Here is a 19439-nt window from a genome sequence, read left to right as displayed (position 1 = left end):
GCTTTGGTTAGTTTGTCCCATTAGGCTATTACCTATGTAACATGCTTAGCTTAGCCAAACACCAAACCTGGGAGGGACTCACATGAAAAAAATTTATGTGCTGGACACGAACATCCTGCTGCAGGATCCTAACGCGATCTATGCATTCGAGGATAATGAAGTGGTCATTCCCGCGGTTGTGCTTGAAGAAATCGATTCGAAGAAACGAAATGTGGACGAACTGGGCCGCAACTCCCGTCAAATATCCCGCATGCTGGACGCGATGCGAGCAAGTGGACACTTATATGAAGGCATCGACCTGCCGAATGGTGGAAGCTTGAAGGTCGAGCTGAATCATAAGAGCTTCGCCAAGCTTCAGGAAGTGTTCGCAGAGGTTACGAACGATAACCGTATATTGGCAGTCGCGCTGAACTACCATCTGGAGGAGAAGGAGAAGCCGGATCCGAAGCCGGTCATTCTGGTCAGTAAGGATGTGCTCGTTCGCATCAAGGCCGATGTGCTCGGCATTACGGCACAGGATTACTTGACGGATCGGGTCGTGAAGGTAGCCGACGATATATATTCCGGACACTTGACCATTCTCGTGCATCCCGGCATTATCGACGAGTTCTACACGTACCGCTCGCTGAGCGTCAAAACGTTGAACGTGTCGTTCCCACTCCATCCGCACGAGTTCGTCATCCTGAAGGATGAGATGGGCTCGAGCAAGTCGGCGCTGCTGAAGGTAACAGGAGACGGCAAGAAGCTGGAGCCGCTGTATCTGAGCAACGACCCGATCTGGGGCATCGCGGCGCGTAACGCGCAGCAGCGGATGGCGTTCGAGCTGCTGCTGAACGACGACATTCCTCTGGTCACCTTGACAGGCAAGGCGGGTACAGGCAAGACGCTGCTGACGCTTGCTGCCGGTCTGATGAAGGTGGAGGACGAGCGCAAGTACAAGAAGCTGCTCATTGCGCGTCCAGTCGTGCCGATGGGTAAAGATATCGGGTATTTGCCAGGGGAGAAGGAGGAGAAGCTCCGTCCGTGGATGCAGCCGGTTTACGACAACCTCGAATATTTGTTCGATACGAAGAAGCCCGGCGATATTGATAAAATATTAGCTGGACTCGGCAGCATTCAGGTCGAAGCGCTTACCTACATCCGCGGCCGTTCGATCCCTGGTCAATTCATCATCATCGATGAGGCGCAAAACTTATCGAAGCATGAGATCAAGACGATCGTATCGCGTGTTGGCGAAGGCAGTAAAATCGTACTGCTCGGCGACCCGGAGCAGATCGATCATCCGTACCTCGACGCTTCGAGCAACGGACTGACGTACGTCGTCGAGCGCTTCAAGGAGCAGGGCATCAGCGGTCACATTATGCTGGAGCGCGGAGAGCGCTCGAACCTCGCCCAGCTGGCGGCGGACCTGCTGTAGGCTGCTGCTAGGCAGGTCGTAGCCCTGCTGAGCAAGCGATGAGGCAGTATAAGTTGGTCATAACAAAGGCATCCCCTCTATGTACTCCAGTACAGAGGGGATGCCTATTCATGTGCGCCGAATCGGCTATCTGCATCATGCTTCGTATCGCTATTCGTATGGCTCGACTAGCCAGTCCACGGTGCAGCCGTAAGCCATAGCGATACGTGCCGCCAGCACATCGTGCTGGCGCTCGATGGCGAAGCAGCGCTCGCCGTTTGCCTCGAGCCAGTCCGCGAGCACGTGCTCCTCCAGCTGTGCAGCGGCGGAAACAGGGTCAGGCGGCCGGCTAGTGGCAGCTGGTGACGTGTCCGTCGCGTCAGTCAACGCACGTAGCCGGAACGCGGAGACAGTGTCCGCATAGACGTAATGCCGCTGGAGCAAGCTGGTGAAGCCGTAGTCGCTGAAGCTAGGCCGCAGCCGCGCAGCCTCCGGCAGCAGGAGGAGATCGAGCAGCTCCGCGGGTACAGCGTATTGCTCCATAATCGGCTCCGCCGCCTGGCGCTGCTCCAGCTCTGCGAAGATGAGCAGCTCCTTATCCCGATCGAACACCGGCGCCTTCTGGGCGAGTGCCTTCACAATTTGCGCATAGTAGCCCGCTCGTTTGCCCTCGGGCAATTCCATAGCGAGTGCGTACGTTCGTACAATCGTCATATGCTTCGTATAGCCTCCAGCTTCAAGATCGTATGCATCCTGCCTATAGCACGAGTCTTAGCATTATTTTCAGTACACCTTCCTCCAGCGCGACGTCACTCACCTGCAAGATCGGCGACAGCTTATCAGGATAGATGCCGAGGCTGACCTGCTTCTCGAGCGAGCGGATCGTACTGTCCGGAAGTGTATATCCGTTAAAAATGAGCTCCTCAATGGTAAGCTGAATATAAGGCTTGCCGCCCTCCTTCGGTGCGGGAGCAAGCGAGTAGGAGCCGCGAATGATCATCTCCATATCATCATGCTTGCCGGAGGCAATGACGGTGTCAGGCTTGAATTCGAAGGTGAGCTGCTCGAACAGCTTGTTTTTGCTGCGCAAAAACTGGTTCAGCTCCGTATCGGTCAATTTGAACGTGGAGGTGAGGCCGTTGTCGAACAGGCTTAAATTTTTCCCCGTCGAGGCGCCTCCGCCGTTCGTTAGGATGGAAGGTAGATCCTTCATCGCCGCCCCGAGCTCGATGAAATACGTCTTGAACTGCGGCAGACCCTTCGTGTTCCACAGCTCGTTCAGCTCCTCCATCTGGCGCTGGATGGCAGCGGCCTCCGTTTCTTGAGCGAGGCGCAGATCGAGCTCGGCCTGCAGCTCCACGAGCGTCTGCCGCTGCGCCATATATTGCAGCTTCGTCTGCTCGAGCGTATCGCTTGCCGCCTGTAGCTCGCTTTTCAGCTTCGTCTGCTTCACCCAGTTACCTTGATGCCGTGTAAGCGCGAGCTTATCGTTAGCTAATATCATCTGCAAATATTCAAGCACAGCAATGCCCTCGGAGAAGGAGTCCGCCGAGAAGGCGAGCGTCCACAGTGAATCGCGATCTCCCATATAATAAGCACGCACGACCTTCGCCGCATGCTCGCGTGCTTCGTTCGTGGCCTGCTCTGCGGCGATCAGCTCAGTTCGCGTTGTCTCCATCGCGGCGTTCAGCTTCGATTGCTCCTGCTCTAGCAGGATGAGCTCACGGTCGATCTCATAGATGGTCAAGCTTTGCTGTAGAAGCTCCTGCTGCTTCGGTTTCGTGTCCGCGCCATAGGCGGAGGATAGGACGACTGTACAGGCAGCCGTCATGCCTAGCATCGTCAACACCCATTTATGTACCTTCACCGCATGTCCCCCCAGTCCTCTCAACTACAGATTATCATAGGAGGACGAAAAAGATGACTATTAAATTCATAAGTGAAAAGCGAAATGAGTAAGTGCACAACGAAAAAGGCCGCCGGCATACGGCAGCCTCATGATCGCGAAGTGCGAGCATCCTATTCACCTTCGCTTCAGCTCTTCGGAACTAGCTTCAGCACATCTCCGATCGGCTTCACTAGAGCAGGGACCTCCTTCTGGAAGGCGGGTGCTTCATTCATCGCATCTGTACGGTGCGTCCACTGTGCACGGTGAACCGGACCGTCTGGCTTCAGTCGGAACGATAATAGGCCCTTCTGTTGACGGATGTAGCCGTCGGCATCGATCCACACATCAAGTGTGGTTGGGGCCGCCAATTGAATGGAAGAGGCAGCTTCCTTAAGCAGCTTCGCTTGCGAGTCGATCAGCAGTGCGCTCGTTCTCCACTCGTCGATCGCCCCTGGGAGCACACGGGCTGCGTAGGCGGACAGCTCCTTGGCGTTCTTATCGGTCAAGCTGACTGTTATGCGCTTCGCGGATATTCCGCCTTCCAGCGTCTCTTGCTCGTCGCCCGCCTCAAGCCAGTCGGGGTCCAGCTCCTGAAGCAGCTTCTGGCTGACGGCTGCGGACAGCTTGCCGGATTGCTTCAACCGATCTCCCTCCGCCAGCAGCGCTTCCAAATACTCGTCCGGCTTGTTCACAACTGGCAGATGGACGTACATTTTGTTATCTTTAATAAGCATCGGCATCGTGACGGCAGGGGCACCTTCGCCCTTCGGCCATACCTTCACATCGGCCTCCAGCTGCAGCTGATCAGCGGTGGACGACAGGCCGGAATACTCGATGCGTCCTTCGACTAGTGCAGCTAGCATCGCTTGGGTCAACGGAGGTGCGCCCTCCAGCAAGCTCTTGTCCAGCGCGAGCTTCCACTCTCCGCTGAATCGCTGGTGCTGCACCGTTTCTTGCTTGGCGGCGGCCTGCAGCCAATCCTCCTTCAGCTGCTTGCGGTCTGTGCAGCCGGACAGTAGTATGGCTGTCACGCACAGCGCGGATGTGTATGCGATCCATTTAGGTATCTTCATCTATAAGTTCTCCCTTCGATAGCAAGGATACCGTCTCATTATATCGGGTCTTATTCGCTTTGTCTTTAGTAAAATGGTGCTTGCTGACTCGTCAGTGTGCATAAGGAGGTGTTCGGTATTGACCTTGGAACAACGATCCAGTAACGACGCAGCTAGTGCGATCGTTGCGCTGCTGCGTGAGCGCATCAGTCAGGAGGCGGACGGCTGGCTGTCCTTTCGCGACTATATGGACCTGTGCCTGTATGAGCCGTCTTACGGCTATTATACGAGCGATCGTGTGAAATTAGGTCGTGAAGGAGATTTCTATACGTCGTCCTCTCTTGGCGGCTTGCTCGGGGAGAGTATAGCTGAATGGATCAGCGGCGCGGCAGCTGCTGTATCCGATCTAACAGAGGCCAGAAGACCGTTCACACTAGTCGAGTGGGGGGGAGGAGACGGTCGACTCGCACGGCAGCTGCTGGACCGCTTGCAGCAGCTTGATCCCGAGCTCTATGCGAGGACGAGCTGGATCAGCATCGAGCGCAGCGAGTATCATCGGCGTCTGCAGGCCGAGCAGCTGGCACCGCATGAGGAGCGGACGAGCTGGATGACGGAGGAGGCATGGCAGGCTGCAGCGCCGTGGCGTCATACGATCGTCTACTCGAACGAGCTGCCGGACGCGTTCCCTGTGCATCGTCTCGTCTATCGGGAGCACGGCTGGATGGAGCTAGGCGTCGGATGGGACGTCGCGGAGTGCCGACTAATCGAGCTTGAAAGAGCCGTAAGCTCTCCTGAGCTGCTCGCTTACATCGAGAGCGAGCAGCTGCCGACAAGACCCGGACAGCAATTCGAGGCGCCGCTCGATGCGCTGCGCTGGTACGAGCGTACGGTGTCGGCGCTCGGCTCAGGCAGCGGTATCGTCACAATCGACTATGGTGACGTCCGGGAGGAGCTGCATGCGGAGCATCGGATGCGCGGCACGCTGCTCGCGTACCGTCGCCATCAGGCGAGCGACACGCCGCTAGCGCGTCCGGGCGAGCAGGATGTGACGGCGCATGTGAACTTCAGTGCGCTGCGGGAGACCGGCGAGGCGCAAGGGCTCGCCACGGAGTGCTACGAGACGCAGAAGCAATTTCTCGTGCGTCATGGATTGTTGAACAAGCTGCAGAGCCACGCTGCGACCGATCCGTTCTCCCCGGAGGCGAGACGGAACCGGGCGATTCGGCAGCTGCTGCTGTCCGATCAGATGAGCGAGCTGTTCAAGGTACTGATACAACGAAAAAGGTGAACCGCGACGTGTGCGGTTCACCTTTTTTTAACACTACTATACGCTCTATACGGACATCTTGAAGAATGACCAATACGTAACCCCAGTAAACGAGATGATCATGTAACCCCAAAATATCAATATGTAGGCGCGTTCGGACAGCTTCAAGTAACCAAGCAGCACGAAAATAGCAGTCTGGGCGAAGAACAGCAGCGCCATAGGAATGAAGTCTCCTGCCAGTGCCATCAGCGCGATCGCTAACGTCCAGAAGCCGAGTACGCGAAACATGCGATCCATTGTGCATCCCCCTCTCTACGGTCACGATACCTTAACATTACTATTCCACATTATAGCGAATGCCGCGATAAGTGTAAACGTCCAAACGGTGACGATTTTAAGTCAATTTTACCCTGCTGTGCCTCAGTATACCCGTCAATGTGACATTCGATGTATGGCGGTCTGCAAAAATGGCAATACAAATTACTAGAAAAGTATTCTATGAACTCTACCATGGGCATAGAGATTAATGAAGGCAGCAGGTTGAAATGAATCAATCATAGATGAACCCCAGGGGTTAGGAGGACAGCTTCAATGACGGCTATTAGACAAGATGCATGGAGCGAGGAAGATGATTTGATATTGGCGGACGTGACGCTGCGACATATTCGCGAGGGCAGCACACAGCTGTCAGCATTTGAAGAGGTCGGTGAAAAAATTGGAAGGACCGCCGCAGCCTGCGGCTTCCGCTGGAATAGCTTCGTCCGTAAAAAGTATGAGTCATCGATCCAGATTGCCAAGGCACAGAGGCAAAAGCGCAGCCAGCAGCGTAAGCATGCGGCAGCGTTCGCGACGGTGTCCAGCACAGTCACTGCTTCCGAGACAGCGACGGTCCGCACAGACGGTATCGTCGAGGAGCTGTCGATCGAGGCGATTATCCGATTCCTGCGGCAATGGAAGGGCAGCTATCAGGAGATGGTGCGTCACCAGCAGCAGCTGGAGAAGGAGCTGGACGAGAAGCAGGAGGAGCTGGAGCGGCTCAGGCAGCAGAATGAGGAGCTGAGCAAGCGGGTGAATCATGTGTCCAGCGATTACCGGGTTGTGAACGACGATTATAAGGCGTTGATCCAGATGCTCGATCGGGCGCGTAAGCTTGCGATTCTTGATGAGCAGGAGCAAGAGGAGAAGTCGAGGTTCAAGATCGACGAGCATGGTAATTTAGAGGCTATAGAGTAGTGTTGATTCGCTTCCCTACATACCAGATTAGACATGATTAAGCCACCCAGCAGGTGGCTTTTTGCGTTGAATGTGGTAGATTGATACTTACATACATTCATGTAGATGCGGGGTGAACCGATTGAGTCGGTATACGATTATAGGAGCTGGCGCGCTGGGCCTTCTATTCGGCTGCAGGCTGGCGGCTACTGGCTTCCCGGTGGAGCTGGCGGTGCGGCGGGTGGAGCAGCTGGCGCTGCTGAGAGAGCAGGGCATCGAGATCGGCTCGAGTGCAGAGCAGGTAGAGCAAGCGCCTCAGAAGCTTCAGGCAAGGCCTGCGGTCATTGTGCTGGAAGGTGCTATGAACGACCGCGGTGATTACGACCAAGAGGGGCTGGAGACGGATCACTATATATTGCTGACGGTGAAGCAGACGGACATGACGCCGCAGCTCGCTGCACTCGTCGCGCGGCTCGCAGGCTCGAATGGTGTTGTCGTCTGCTTGCAGAACGGTGTCGGTCATGTCGAGCTGCTGCGAAGCTCCATACCGGCTGAACGGCTGCTTGTCGCCGTCACGACGGAGGCAGCGCTTCGTCTGTCGGACCGCGAGGCGCTCCATACCGGCCGCGGCGAGACGTGGATCGGTGCGGCGGTGCCCGGCATTGAGACAGCAGTCGGCGCACGCCTGCAAAAAAAACTGGCGGAACAGCTCGAACTGGCAGGATTTCGCAGTATGGTGTCGAATGAAATCACTACCCGTGTTTGGCGAAAATGGCTAGTCAACGTCTGTATCAACCCGTTAACGGCTATTTTGCAGGTAAGAAACGGTGAATTGCTTCAGCTGCCTCATGCGCGCGAGCTTATGCACCGTCTGCTTGCGGAAGCGCTGACTGTTGCTAAGGCTTCCGGAGTGAAGCTGCCGGCTGATATGCCGCAGCAGGTTGAGGACGTATGCAGACGTACGGCCGCCAACCGCTCCTCGATGCTTCAGGACGTGCTGGCGGGGCGCCGAACGGAGATTGAGGCGATCACTGGCAGTCTCGTCCGGCTAGGAGAGCAGCATGGCCTCGCGATGACCGTGAACCGAAGCTTGTATGAGCTGGTGAGGGCGCTTGAGGAGCGTGACGCTCCTATCGATTGATAATTTGTTCGGGTCGGTGATGATGAATATGATAAATTGGCTCCAGCACGTATACAGCTTTTTTGCGCTCGTACCGTTTGTAGCATTTCTCATCACATGGTTTATCGTCTATTCCATCACTCGCAACAAGCGCAGGTCAACTCACCTTAGTATGGATATTACGACGCTGTTCCTGATTGGCTCGGTCGCGATGATGAGCAGCTCGGTGTTCGGCTCCCGGATGCTGTTCTGGACCATTCTGCTTCTGTTTCTCGTTGCGGCGGGCTTGCTTGGCAACATGCAGAACCGAGTGAAGGGTCGAATCGATCTGGTCAAAATTGCACGAACGTTAAGCCGACTCGCCTTCCTCGTGCTGTCCGTCTGTTATGCGGTGCTGCTCGTCATTGGCGTCGGGACGTACTTGCTGTCGTAGTGTCTGCAACGGCTGCTGTATGGACATCTTGTAAGGATAAGCCGTAGCGCGGGACGCTTCGGCTGTTTTTTTTGACGAGTTTCTCCAGCATTGTGTACAATGGTAACGATGTGCATGAGGCCTGGCACGATGTCGGCTTCATCAGCTGGATGGAAGGGCGGCGGTAATGTCGTGCATATACATAGTATGGATTGGCCGACAGGTCAGTCCTTGACCGACGATTACATAGATCAGAGGGAAGCTGTAGGTGCCTTGTTCGATTATAGTGCTTGGGACAGGAGCGATTGGCACAGGCGCGCAGAGTGGATCGATCGCGAGCGGACGACGACCGTTGATCGGGGTGCGCTCGCCGATGTGCTTGAGGCGTACAACGTTCGGGCGGGCAACGCTCCTGAGGCGCTGGAGCACGTGCAGCAGCTGCGCGATCCTAGGACGCTCTGCGTTGTGGGTGGCCAGCAGGCAGGCTTGTTCACAGGTCCGCTGCTCGTCGTCTACAAGGCAGTGACGATCATTCAGGCTGCTCGCATCGCCTCGCAGGAGCTGCAGCGTTCGGTCGTGCCGGTATTCTGGATTGCCGGGGAGGATCACGACTTCGACGAGGTTGACCACACGTATTATTTGTCCCCGGAGCTGCGCCCTGCGAGGCTGCGTATCGGACGACCGGAAGACGTGCGAACCTCGGTAAGCCGTACAAGTCTTACCGAGGAGCAATGGGCGGACGCGCTGACGCAGCTGGAGCTGTCGCTTCCTCCGACCGAATTCAAGGAGTCGGTGCTTCGGCTGTTCGAGGAGTCGTCAGCAGGAGCGCCGACGCTGGTGGAGGCGTTCGCCCGGCTGCTGTCCGCGCTGTTCGGGCGGCACGGTCTAGTGCTGCTCGACTCGGACGATCCGCAGCTGCGCCGTCTGGAGGGCCCGATGTTCCGTCGGCTGATCGAGCGTGCGCCGGACATTAGTGAAGGCTTGCAGGCGAGCAGCAAGCGTGTCGTGGAGCTCGGCTACGAGCCACAGGTGAGTGTAGCCGCGAACGGCTTGAATCTGTTCGTCTATGACGACCGCGGCGAACGGGTGCTCCTGTACGAGGATGGGGCAGGCGGCTATACGGACCGTAGAGGCGGGCGGAGCTTCAGCCGTGCGCAGCTGCTCGACTTCGCAGACCACGAGCCGGAGCGGCTCAGCAACAACGTGATGACGCGTCCGCTCATGCAGGACGAGCTGCTGCCGGTGCTCGGCGTCGTGCTGGGACCGTCCGAGGTCGCGTACTGGACGTTGACGCAGGGCGCCTTCCACGCGCTCGGCATGCGTATGCCGTTGCTGTGTCCGCGACACGGCTTCACGTTGCTGGAGGGCGGCGTCAGCAAGCAGATGGCGAAGCTCGGGCTGAGCCTAGACGATGTGCGCGAGCGGCTGGACGAGCGGCGTCAGGTGTGGCTTGCGGCGCAGGATCAGCATAAGCTGAAGCAGCGCTTCGCCGAGGTGAAGGACAGCTTCAGGCAGCAGTACGAGCCGCTGATTACGCTGCTTGGCGACATTAATGCGGGTCTAGTGAAGCTCGGAGAGACGAATCTGGGTAAAATAACGGAGCAAATCGACTACCTCGCCCAGAAGGCCGAGGACGGTCTGCGAACGCAGAACGAGACGGGACTGAAGCATTTTGCCAAGATCGAGCAATCGCTTGTGCCCGGAGGGAAGCTGCAGGAGCGCGTGTACAACGTGTCCATGTACTTGAACAAGTATGGCTTCGCTTGGCTGGAGGAGCTTGTCACGGCGGAGCTTGAGCTGGACGGGAAGCACCGGATCTATTATTTATAATCGCATAGCGACATATGAGGAGGATATTATAATGGCTAGTACGATCGACCGCAGCAGTATTCGCGATATTAACCTTGCCTATGAGGGGCACCTGAAGATTGATTGGGTGAACGCCCATATGCCAGTGTTGAACAAGATTCGCGAGCAATTCGAGAAGGAAAAGCCGTTCCAAGGGCTGAAGGTGGCGATTTCGCTTCACCTTGAGGCGAAGACGGCGTATTTGGCGAAGGTCGTACAGGCTGGCGGCGCGGAGGTCGCAATTTGCGGCAGCAACCCGCTCTCCACGCAGGACGATGTGTGCGCGGCGCTCGTCGAGGACGGTATTACGGTGTTCGCGAAGTACAATCCAGACCCGCAGGAGTACAAGGAGCACATGATCAAGACGCTCGAGACAGAGCCGGACCTGATCATCGATGACGGCGGCGACCTGGTGACGATTCTTCACTCCGAGCGCAAGGATCTGCTCAAGAAGGTGCGCGGCGGCGCGGAGGAGACGACGACTGGCATTCTGCGCTTGAAGTCGCTCGAGAAGGACGGCCAGCTGCAATTCCCGATGGTAGCAGTGAACGATGCGTTCTGCAAATATTTGTTCGACAACCGTTACGGTACGGGTCAATCGGTATGGGACGGCATTAACCGGACGACGAACCTCGTTGTGGCGGGTAAGACGGTTGTCGTCTGCGGCTACGGCTGGTGCGGCAAAGGGGTGGCGCTGCGTGCCAAAGGCTTGGGCGCGAACGTTATCGTGACCGAGATCGATGCGATCAAGGCCGTTGAGGCGTACATGGACGGCTTCGCTGTGATGCCGATGGTCGAGGCGGCGAAGGTCGGCGACTTCTTCGTGACCGTGACAGGCAACCGCGACGTCATCCGTGGCGAGCACTATGAAGTAATGAAGGATGGCGCGATCTTGTCGAACGCCGGACACTTCGACGTTGAGGTGAACAAGCCGGAGCTGGAGGCGCTGTCGGTGTCGAAGCGTACGGTGCGCCGCAACATCGAAGAATATTCGCTCAAGGACGGACGCAAGTTCTACGTGCTTGCTGAAGGCCGCCTTGTGAATCTGGCAGCTGGTGACGGTCACCCTGCCGAAATTATGGATATGACGTTCGCGCTGCAGGCGATGTCGCTGAAGTACGTGAACGACAATTATAAGCAGATCGGCAGCAAGGTCGTCAATGTGCCGTATGAGCTTGATGAGCAGGTGGCGCGCTTCAAGCTGGCGGCGCTCGGTATGGGGATCGACTCGCTTACTGGCGAGCAGAAGGCGTACCTGGACAGCTGGGCTGAGCATTAAGTAGTGAGGGCGGCGGCGAAGGCTGCTGCATGATTCATAAGTAGAACCGCTTTCTGGCGTAGACGCATGTCTATGCCGAGGGCGGTTTTGTTTTTTTAGCAGAAATGGTAAGGACTGCAACATCGATCCATCCCGCTGCGTCTTGAGATTGGAGCGGCTGCTCGCTGTATGGCGGCCGCGACCAATCAGAGGTACATAGGGGGATCTTAAGAGATGAGAGAGGCCAGAAGAGAGACAGGGAGCAAGCTTCTCGTGACGGCAGCGGCGCTGGCGCTGCTGCTGTCGGGGTGCGGGGCAGATGGGGCGAAATCTGAGATGGCGAGCTATGGCGGGGCGACAGCGACGGACTCAACGCAGATGAAAGCGATGATGAACGAAGCGGCGAACACGGCCAAGCAGGAGTCTCCAGCGTCTGCAGGCGGCGAGGCGAATACGGCTCAGCCGCAGTCGCCGGGCTCACAGTCCGCGCAGGAGCGAAGCGGAGGCTTCAATGGTCAGACCGCACCGCAGAGCAATGACGTGTTCAGTCGCAAGATCATGTATCGTGCCAACCTCACAATGCAGGTCGACAGCTATGATGAGACGGAGACGCTCGTGCAGGAGGCTGTACGCATGTCCGGCGGCTACGTACTGACGTTCAACGAGAGCTCGAGCGCCTCGGACCGTAGCGGCAGCTTCATCATTAAGGTACCGGCGAGCGGCTTCACTTCGCTGCTCGCTGAGCTGGAGAAGATCAATCCGTCGATGCGCAAATCGATGGAGGGGCAGGACGTGACGGAGGAGTTCGTCGATCTTAGCTCGAGACTGAAGGCGAAGGAGCTCGTTGAATTGCGTCTCGTCTCGTTCATGGAGAAGGCGACGAAGGCGGAGGAGCTGGTGGCGTTCTCGGCGGAGCTAGGTAAGGTACAGGAGGAGATCGAGCGCATTAAGGGGCGGATGCGGTACCTGGAGCAGAACGTCGCTTACTCGACGATCGATCTGCGCATTACGGAGAAGATCGGCTCGGCAGACGTCATTCGCAGTCAGGAGCGGGGGCCGCTCTGGACAAGAGCGTCGGATGCGCTGAACGGCTCGATTGCGGTGCTGAGCGTCATTATGCAAGGAGCGGTTGTGCTGCTGGCTGGCGCGCTGCCGATAATTGTACTGTGCCTTGTAGTCGGGCTGCCAGTGTGGTGGATGAGACGTAGACGGCGGGCGAGCTCTGTCGATGTTCGCAGACGGTTGGCAGAGGAGAACAAGCAGCTGCTCGGCGCGAAAGCAGAAGCAGAAGCAGAAGCAGAAGCAGACAGCTCCGCATCGGATGAGGGTCAAGAGGGAGCTGTGGGCGGCGACAAGCCGAAGAACCCGAACAAATAAGAGGACGGCTCATAAATTGTTCGAAAAATCCTGTGCTCATCGTAAGATGAGGCAGGATTTTTGTTTGTCAACGCGAATAATAAACTGTACAAGTGGTAGGAAGTGGGGTAAAGTGGTGAAAAGGGGGTGACGAGTGGTGTTCTTGGGGGAGTACCAACACGCAATCGACGAAAAGGGCAGAATGATCGTGCCTGCCAAATTTCGAGAAGCCCTCGGAGCATCGTTCATCGTCACACGCGGCCTGGATCAATGCTTGTTCGTTTACCCTATGCAGGAATGGGCGGTGCTGGAGCAGAAGCTCAAGGCGCTGCCGTTAATGAAGTCAGATGCGCGCGCATTTACGCGTTTTTTCTTTTCCGGCGCGACCGAATGCGAGCTGGACAAGCAGGGGCGGGTCAATTTGCCGAGGACGCTGGTCGACCATGCCAAGCTCGAGAAGGATTGCGTCGTCATCGGCGTCTCCAATCGGGTGGAGATTTGGAGCAAGGCGATCTGGGAAAGCTATTTCCAGCAATCGGAGGATTCGTTCGCGGAGATGGCCGAGAAGCTCGTCGACTTCAACTTTGACCTATAGCCCAGACAGACACCGATGCAGGAGGTTAGTGCCGTGTTTCATCATGTGACCGTACTTAAGCAAGAAGCTGTTGATGCCTTACATATTAAGCCGGACGGCGTGTATGTCGATTGCACACTCGGAGGAGCCGGACATAGCTTGGAGATTGCAAGTCAGCTCGGACCTGACGGACTGCTTATTGCGTTCGATCAAGACGACATTGCGCTCACGAACGCAAGGGAGCGTCTCGCCGGTGTCATGGACCGGGTGCAGCTGGTGCGCAGCAACTTTCGTTATCTCGAGCAGGAGCTCGCGCTCATCCCGAAGGCGAACCGTAGCGGTAAGCCTCAGGTGGACGGTATTCTGTTCGATCTTGGCGTGTCGTCGCCGCAGCTGGACGAGGCCGACCGCGGCTTCAGCTACAACCACGATGCCGAGCTGGATATGCGTATGGACCGTACGGCGCCGCTGACCGCGAAGGAGATCGTCAACGAATGGTCGGAGAAGGAGATCGCCGACATCTTGTTCGAATATGGTGAGGAGAAGTTCGCTCGTCGCATTGCAGCTAACATTGCGGCAGCCCGGCAATCCGGCGTCATCGAGACGACCGGGCAGCTCGTGGAGCTGATCAAGGAAGGTATACCGGCGGCTGCGCGCCGTACAGGACCGCATCCTGCCAAGCGCAGCTTCCAGGCGCTGCGCATCGCTGTCAATGACGAGCTCGGCGCGTTCGAGGATGCGCTGAAGCAAGCGGTACGCTGTCTTGCGCCGGGCGGCCGGGCGGCAGTCATTACGTTCCACTCGCTGGAGGATCGCATCTGCAAGCAGACGTTCGCCAGCTACGTGGCGAAGTGCACATGCCCGCCGGCGCTGCCGATGTGTGTGTGCAGCCCGCACGGCGAGCTGAAGCTCGTTAACCGTAAGCCGATCGAGCCGGGAACGGTGGAGCTGGAAGCGAACCCGCGTGCCCGATCCGCGAAGCTGCGCGTCGCAGAAAAAATTACACAATAAGGGGAGAGCCATATTGCCTGCATACATTCATGGAAACTTAGCCGTGGAGCAGCGGACGGAGTCGCCGCGTAAGGTAAAGGTGAAGGAAACGAAGCGTGTCGTCTATCGCTCCAAATCGCTGCCGATGCAAGAGAAGCTGCTGTATCTGTTCACGGTTGTGATCTGCGTTATTGTTGCAGGCACTATCATATGGCGTTACGCCCAAATCTATGAAATGAGCGCCAGCATTAAGGCGATCGAGCAGCAGGTGGCGAAGCTGGAGGCAGAGAACAGCATTCTGAAGCAGAAGCTCGACGCAGCGCTGGAGCCGCACCGGATGCTGGAGCAGGCGAAGCAGCTCGGCTTCAGCACAGCTGAGCCCGGTCAGGTGAAGAACGAGGGCGCGGCGAAGCCGAAGTCCGCTTCAGCGACGCAGTCGGCGAAGCCAAAGAGCACAGCAGCAAGCAGCAGCACTGTAAGTGGCAAGGCCGCTCCTGCAGGCGCCACGGCTAGCGCTTCCAGCGCATCGCCAGCAGGCAAGGCAACGGCCTCGGCGAGCACGACGAAGGTTCAGCCCTGATTTCATAGGACCGTACCGGAGGGATCGATGATGACCAAACAAGTAATGCTGCGTTCGCTTCTTATCGGAGGGGGGTTTACCCTCCTTTTTGCTGTTCTGATTAGCCGACTGTATTGGGTACAGATCGTGCAGGGCGAGGAGTTGCTCTCCCAGGCGAAGGAGAAGTGGGCGCACGACAAGGAGATTCCGGCTGTACGGGGCTCGATCGTAGACCGGAGCGGGAGAGTGCTGGCCGAGGATGCACCGAGCTATACGGTGGCACTGGAGCCGCGGACCATTATGGAGAAGGGGCTGGAGCTCGACGTCATTAAGGGACTGGCCGCTATTCTCAGCAAGCCGGACGACGCGGGCTCGCTCATCGCGATGGAGGAGCGGATCCGCACGAGACTGAATCGGAAGCGCGAGGACACCGGCGCTTATTACGCGCAGGTAGAGCTTGGCAACGAAGGCTGGAAGATCGACGCCGCGACGGCTGACAAGATTAAGCTGCTGAAGGCGGAGCTGGAGTCGAAGCTGGATAAGAAGAACAACAGCACAGGCATTCTGCTGCTGCCGCAGCGCAAGCGCTTCTATCCGTCGGAGAAGCTGGCCTCTCATGTCATCGGCTACACGAATAAGGAGGACAAGCCGGCGATGGGGCTGGAGCTCGCGCTCGACAACTACCTGAAGGGAAGTCCGGGCTGGCTCATCTATGAGAAGGACCGGTACGGTGTAGAGCTGCCGGATTCGCAGCGCAGATACAAGGCGGCAGTGAACGGCAACAATGTGAAGCTGACGCTGGATAAGAACATCCAATTCTATCTCGAGAGCGCAATTGAGAAATCATTCGATAAATATAAACCGAAGAGCATGACGGCGATTGCCGTAGATCCACAAACGATGGAAATACTTGGGCTTGCGAATGTGCCGAATTTCAACCCGAACAAGTATTGGGAGATGAAGGAGCGCGCCGATATTAACCATGCTGTTGCTTCGCAGTACGAGCCGGGCTCGACGTTCAAGCTGGTGACGCTGGCTGCTTCACTGGAGCAGGGCTTGTTCAATCCGAACGAAACGTACCAGTCGGGCTCCATCAAGATCGCAGACCGCAGGCTCCATGACCATAACATATCAGGTTGGGGGAAGATTACATATCTGGAAGGGTTGCTTCGCTCCAGTAACGTCGCCTTCGTGAAGCTCGGTACGGAGAAGCTCGGTCAAGACAAGCTTCGCGAAGCGATCGATCGATTCGGCTTCGGCGTGAAGACGGGCGTAGATCTTCCAGGCGAGGTGCCTGGAATCGTGAACATGCGCTTCCCTTCGGAATTTGCTACCGCGACGTACGGGCAAGGCTTGACGGCGACCGCGATTCAGCAGGTGACGGCCTATGCGGCTGTAGCGAACGGCGGCAAGCTGATGAAGCCACATATTATTAAGGAGATTACGAATCCCGAGACGGGAGAAGTCGTCGAGAAGTTCGAGCCGCAGGTGGTGCGTCAGGTGATCTCCAGCCAGACCGCGAGCAAGGTAAGCGAATACCTCGAGCAGGTCGTATCTAACCAGGAGATCGGCACAGGCAAGCGTGCTCATATTGATGGTTATCGGATTGCAGGCAAGACCGGTACGGCGAACAAGGTCGTCTCGGGTGAAAAAGGATACGCAGAAGGCAAATGGGTCATCTCCTTCATCGGCTATGCCCCGATCGAGAATCCGCGTATACTGGTTGCGATTATTGCGGATGAGCCAGACCTCGGCGGCAATTACCAGCTCGGCGGCGAAGTCGCTGCGCCTGCGTTCCGCGAGATCGTCTCGCAGTCGCTGCGCTACCTCGGCGTCGCGCCGTCCACCGTGCAGGTGCAGGCCGCTCCTGCCAGCACGCTGACGACGGGGCTAGATGAGACGGTGCAGGCTCCTGAGCTGACAGGCAAGTCGGTCGAGGAAGCGAGGGAGCTCCTTCAAGCAAGCGGCTTGAGCTTCGAGCTGCACGGACGTGGACAGACGATCGTCGGCCAATCTCCGATGCCCGGAGCTGATATTCAGCCCTCACAGCCGATCTATCTCCGATTGTCTGAGACGGAGAGCATCGACGTACCGAGCTTATCTGGCAAATCGCTTCGCGATGCGCTCGAGGTGTGCTCGCTGCTCAAGCTTCGTTGCACTTATACCGGTGAAGGCTATGTCGCTGACCAGTCGCTGGAGGGAGAAGGAGAGGAACGGGTGCTGACGCTTACCTTGAAGTCGTATCGGGAGCTGCAGCAAGCCCCGGCTGCCGCCAAGACGTCGGAGTCGAAGGGCGCCAAGCCGACAAGCGTCAAGCAGTAGAGCAGGTCGACGGCAAGTCATAGCAAGCGATAGCAGGTCAAGCTACGCACAGCTTGTTCTAACCCCCGGTTGTCCTGAATAGGGATGATATGAAACCATTCTTGTTCAGGAGGGGGAAGCAGCGGGCATGAGGTCATCGAATGTAACGGTTCGCCGCCGATTATTTGCCGTATTGATTATAGGAACGGTCCTGTTCTTCGCGCTGGTGGTGCGGCTCGCGTACGTGCAGATTTGGATGGGGCCGAGATTGTCCCAGGAAGCGGAGGACAACTGGCGCCGCAATATTGAAATTACCGCGAAGCGGGGCGAGCTGATTGACCGCAACGGTGTTCAGCTCGCTTACAATATCAGTACACCTACCGTCATGGCGATCCCGGTTCAGATCAAGGATGCGCAGATGACGGCCTCGAAGCTCGCAGAGGCGCTCGGGCTGGATGAGGCGGACGTCTATAAGCAAATTACGGTACGTCGCTCACAGGTGTACATTAAGCCGGGCGGCCGCAAAATTACGCAGGAAAAAGCGCAGGAAATTCGCAATCTGCAGCTGCCGGGCATCGTCGTCAGGGAGGACAACAAGCGGCATTATCCGTTCGGTGGACTCGCTGCCCACGTGCTTGGCTTCACAGGCATTGATAATCAAGGACTGACGGGCATAGAATTGAAGTATGATAAACTGCTTACGGGTATTAAAGGAAGTATTCAATACTTGGTCGACGCCTCCGGCAAGCTCATTCCCGGATCGTCCGATGTGTATCATGAGCCGAAGGACGGCTTGAACCTGCAGCTGACGATTGACAGCCATATCCAGACGATCATGGAGCGTGAGCTCGATCAGGCGATGGTGAAGTACCAGCCGAAGCATGTCATCGCGATTGCGATGGACCCGAACAACGGCGAGGTGCTGGCGATGGCGTCAAGGCCTGGCTACGAGCCGGGCAATTATCGTGAATACCCAGTTGAGAACTATAACCGGAACTTGCCGATCTGGATGGCTTACGAGCCGGGCTCGACGTTCAAGATCATTACGCTGGCGGCGGCGCTCGAGGAGAAGAAGATCAAGCTGACCGATCCGTTCTATGATAAGGGCTCGATCGAGGTCGGCGGCGCGAGGCTGCGCTGCTGGAAGCGTCAAGGCCACGGCAGCGAGACGTTCCTCAACGTTGTCGAGAACTCGTGTAACCCGGGCTTCGTCGTCATGGGTCAGGCGGTCGGCAAGGAGAAGCTGTTTGATTACATCCACAATTTTGGCTTTGGTAAAAAGTCAGGCATCGACCTCGGCGGCGAGGCGACCGGCATCATGTTCAAGCCGTCGCGCGTCGGTCCAGTTGAGCTCGCGACCACATCGTTCGGTCAAGGTGTGTCCGTGACGCCCATTCAGCAAATTACGGCGATCTCGGCTGCGATCAACGGCGGGAAGCTGTATCAGCCGCACGTCGCGCGCGCTTGGTATAAGCCTGAGGACGGCGAGCTCGTCTCGAAGGTCGAGCCGACGATGGTGCGTCAGGTCATCTCCGAGGAGACGTCGAAGCAGGTGCGCGAGACGCTCGAGAGCGTCGTCGCGAACGGCACAGGCCGCAACGCCTTCATCGACGGCTATCGGGTCGGCGGCAAGACGGGTACGGCGCAGAAGGTTATCAACGGTCGATACTCGTCCGACGAATACATCGTATCGTTCATCGGCTTCGCGCCGGCTGACGATCCGAAGGTCGTCATCTATGCAGCTGTTGATGATCCGCAAGGGCTGCAGTTCGGTGGTTTGATTGCGGCTCCTCTGGTGAAGAACATGATGGAGGATACGCTTCGTTACATGAAGGTGCCGCAGCGTAAGGATCAGATTGACCGCAAGTATGTGTACGGCGACACGCCGATTGTCGAGGTGCCGAACCTGGTCGGCATGACGGTGACGGACATTTATGAAAGCTTGAATATGAACTTCGAGCTCGCGAAGTCCGGTGTAGGGAAGACGGTTGTGAATCAGGTGCCGAAGCCGGGAGCGCGCGTGGAGCAAGGCTCGACGATTCGGATTTACTTGTCAGATACAGGGGCGCCTCCAAGCGATACGCCAGCGCCGACCGAGCAGTCGCCTGCCTCTTAATTCGTATTCGAGCATAAAAGTTTCGTCTCTTTGAAAATAGGCTTTTCAGCCCAACCTTTTTTGTCCATAATAGATACCATGTGAAATGGA

Annotated in this window: 17 protein-coding genes; 13 read left to right on the top strand and 4 right to left on the bottom strand. The window is 57.1% G+C overall.

The features are described from left to right. Window positions 1-82 precede the first annotated feature (82 nt). Window positions 83-1417: a PhoH family protein gene (locus tag PAE68_RS14900; RefSeq protein ID WP_281888163.1), complete on the top strand. Its 1335-nt coding sequence runs from the start codon at window positions 83-85 to the stop codon at window positions 1415-1417. 150 nt (window positions 1418-1567) lie between these two features. Here the strand turns inward: PAE68_RS14900 and PAE68_RS14895 are convergent, their stop codons facing one another. The 3 genes from PAE68_RS14895 to PAE68_RS14885 form a co-directional block, all read right to left on the bottom strand. Then, window positions 1568-2110, bottom strand: coding sequence for a hypothetical protein (locus PAE68_RS14895; protein ID WP_281888161.1), 543 nt, complete (start codon window positions 2108-2110; stop codon window positions 1568-1570). A 43-nt stretch (window positions 2111-2153) separates the two neighbouring features. Further along, the gene (locus PAE68_RS14890; RefSeq protein ID WP_281888158.1) at window positions 2154-3263 is read right to left on the bottom strand and encodes a hypothetical protein; all 1110 of its coding nucleotides are present in this window, start codon (window positions 3261-3263) and stop codon (window positions 2154-2156) included. Window positions 3264-3430: 167 nt separating this feature from the next. Continuing rightward, the gene (locus PAE68_RS14885) at window positions 3431-4357 is read right to left on the bottom strand and encodes a hypothetical protein (RefSeq protein ID WP_281888157.1); all 927 of its coding nucleotides are present in this window, start codon (window positions 4355-4357) and stop codon (window positions 3431-3433) included. A gap of 118 nt (window positions 4358-4475) precedes the next feature. Between PAE68_RS14885 and PAE68_RS14880 the strand changes: the two genes are divergently transcribed. Then, window positions 4476-5624: a class I SAM-dependent methyltransferase gene (locus PAE68_RS14880; protein WP_281888155.1), complete on the top strand. Its 1149-nt coding sequence runs from the start codon at window positions 4476-4478 to the stop codon at window positions 5622-5624. A 45-nt stretch (window positions 5625-5669) separates the two neighbouring features. On the opposite strand, the gene PAE68_RS14875 is transcribed toward PAE68_RS14880, so the two are convergent. Next, entirely contained in the window at window positions 5670-5900 is a 231-nt protein-coding gene (locus PAE68_RS14875; RefSeq protein WP_281888153.1) for a DUF2626 domain-containing protein, read from the bottom strand. Window positions 5901-6194: 294 nt separating this feature from the next. Between PAE68_RS14875 and PAE68_RS14870 the strand changes: the two genes are divergently transcribed. The 11 genes from PAE68_RS14870 (at window position 6195) to PAE68_RS14820 (ending at window position 19349) form a co-directional block, all read left to right on the top strand. After that, the gene (locus PAE68_RS14870) at window positions 6195-6836 is read left to right on the top strand and encodes an RsfA family transcriptional regulator (RefSeq protein WP_281888151.1); all 642 of its coding nucleotides are present in this window, start codon (window positions 6195-6197) and stop codon (window positions 6834-6836) included. A gap of 112 nt (window positions 6837-6948) precedes the next feature. After that, complete coding sequence (locus PAE68_RS14865; protein WP_281888149.1) at window positions 6949-7956, top strand: ketopantoate reductase family protein; 1008 nt, start codon at window positions 6949-6951, stop codon at window positions 7954-7956. 28 nt (window positions 7957-7984) lie between these two features. Further along, window positions 7985-8368, top strand: a complete 384-nt coding sequence (locus PAE68_RS14860; protein ID WP_281888147.1) for a DUF3397 domain-containing protein — start codon at window positions 7985-7987, stop codon at window positions 8366-8368. A gap of 129 nt (window positions 8369-8497) precedes the next feature. Then, window positions 8498-10177: a bacillithiol biosynthesis cysteine-adding enzyme BshC gene (bshC, locus tag PAE68_RS14855; protein ID WP_281888145.1), complete on the top strand. Its 1680-nt coding sequence runs from the start codon at window positions 8498-8500 to the stop codon at window positions 10175-10177. Window positions 10178-10208: 31 nt separating this feature from the next. Beyond that, the gene (locus PAE68_RS14850) at window positions 10209-11474 is read left to right on the top strand and encodes an adenosylhomocysteinase (RefSeq protein ID WP_281888143.1); all 1266 of its coding nucleotides are present in this window, start codon (window positions 10209-10211) and stop codon (window positions 11472-11474) included. A 213-nt stretch (window positions 11475-11687) separates the two neighbouring features. Further along, window positions 11688-12830, top strand: a complete 1143-nt coding sequence (locus PAE68_RS14845; protein ID WP_281888141.1) for a DUF4349 domain-containing protein — start codon at window positions 11688-11690, stop codon at window positions 12828-12830. Window positions 12831-12966: 136 nt separating this feature from the next. Continuing rightward, entirely contained in the window at window positions 12967-13404 is a 438-nt protein-coding gene (gene mraZ, locus PAE68_RS14840; RefSeq protein ID WP_281888139.1) for a division/cell wall cluster transcriptional repressor MraZ, read from the top strand. A 33-nt stretch (window positions 13405-13437) separates the two neighbouring features. Continuing rightward, window positions 13438-14394: a 16S rRNA (cytosine(1402)-N(4))-methyltransferase RsmH gene (rsmH, locus tag PAE68_RS14835; RefSeq protein ID WP_281888136.1), complete on the top strand. Its 957-nt coding sequence runs from the start codon at window positions 13438-13440 to the stop codon at window positions 14392-14394. A gap of 13 nt (window positions 14395-14407) precedes the next feature. Continuing rightward, on the top strand, window positions 14408-14953 hold the full coding sequence (locus PAE68_RS14830; RefSeq protein WP_281888134.1) for a septum formation initiator family protein: 546 nt from the start codon (window positions 14408-14410) through the stop codon (window positions 14951-14953). Between the two features lie 30 nt (window positions 14954-14983). Next, entirely contained in the window at window positions 14984-17254 is a 2271-nt protein-coding gene (locus PAE68_RS14825; protein ID WP_281888132.1) for a penicillin-binding transpeptidase domain-containing protein, read from the top strand. 127 nt (window positions 17255-17381) lie between these two features. Then, window positions 17382-19349 (top strand): stage V sporulation protein D, encoded by a 1968-nt coding sequence (locus PAE68_RS14820; protein ID WP_281888130.1) that lies wholly within the window; start codon window positions 17382-17384, stop codon window positions 19347-19349. Window positions 19350-19439: the final 90 nt, after the last annotated feature.

The sequence above is a fragment of the Paenibacillus sp. YYML68 genome (assembly GCF_027923405.1).
GTDB lineage: Bacteria > Bacillota > Bacilli > Paenibacillales > NBRC-103111 > Paenibacillus_G.
Note: the sequence above shows the minus strand (reverse complement) of the source record. Positions and strands in the feature narration are given on the sequence as shown.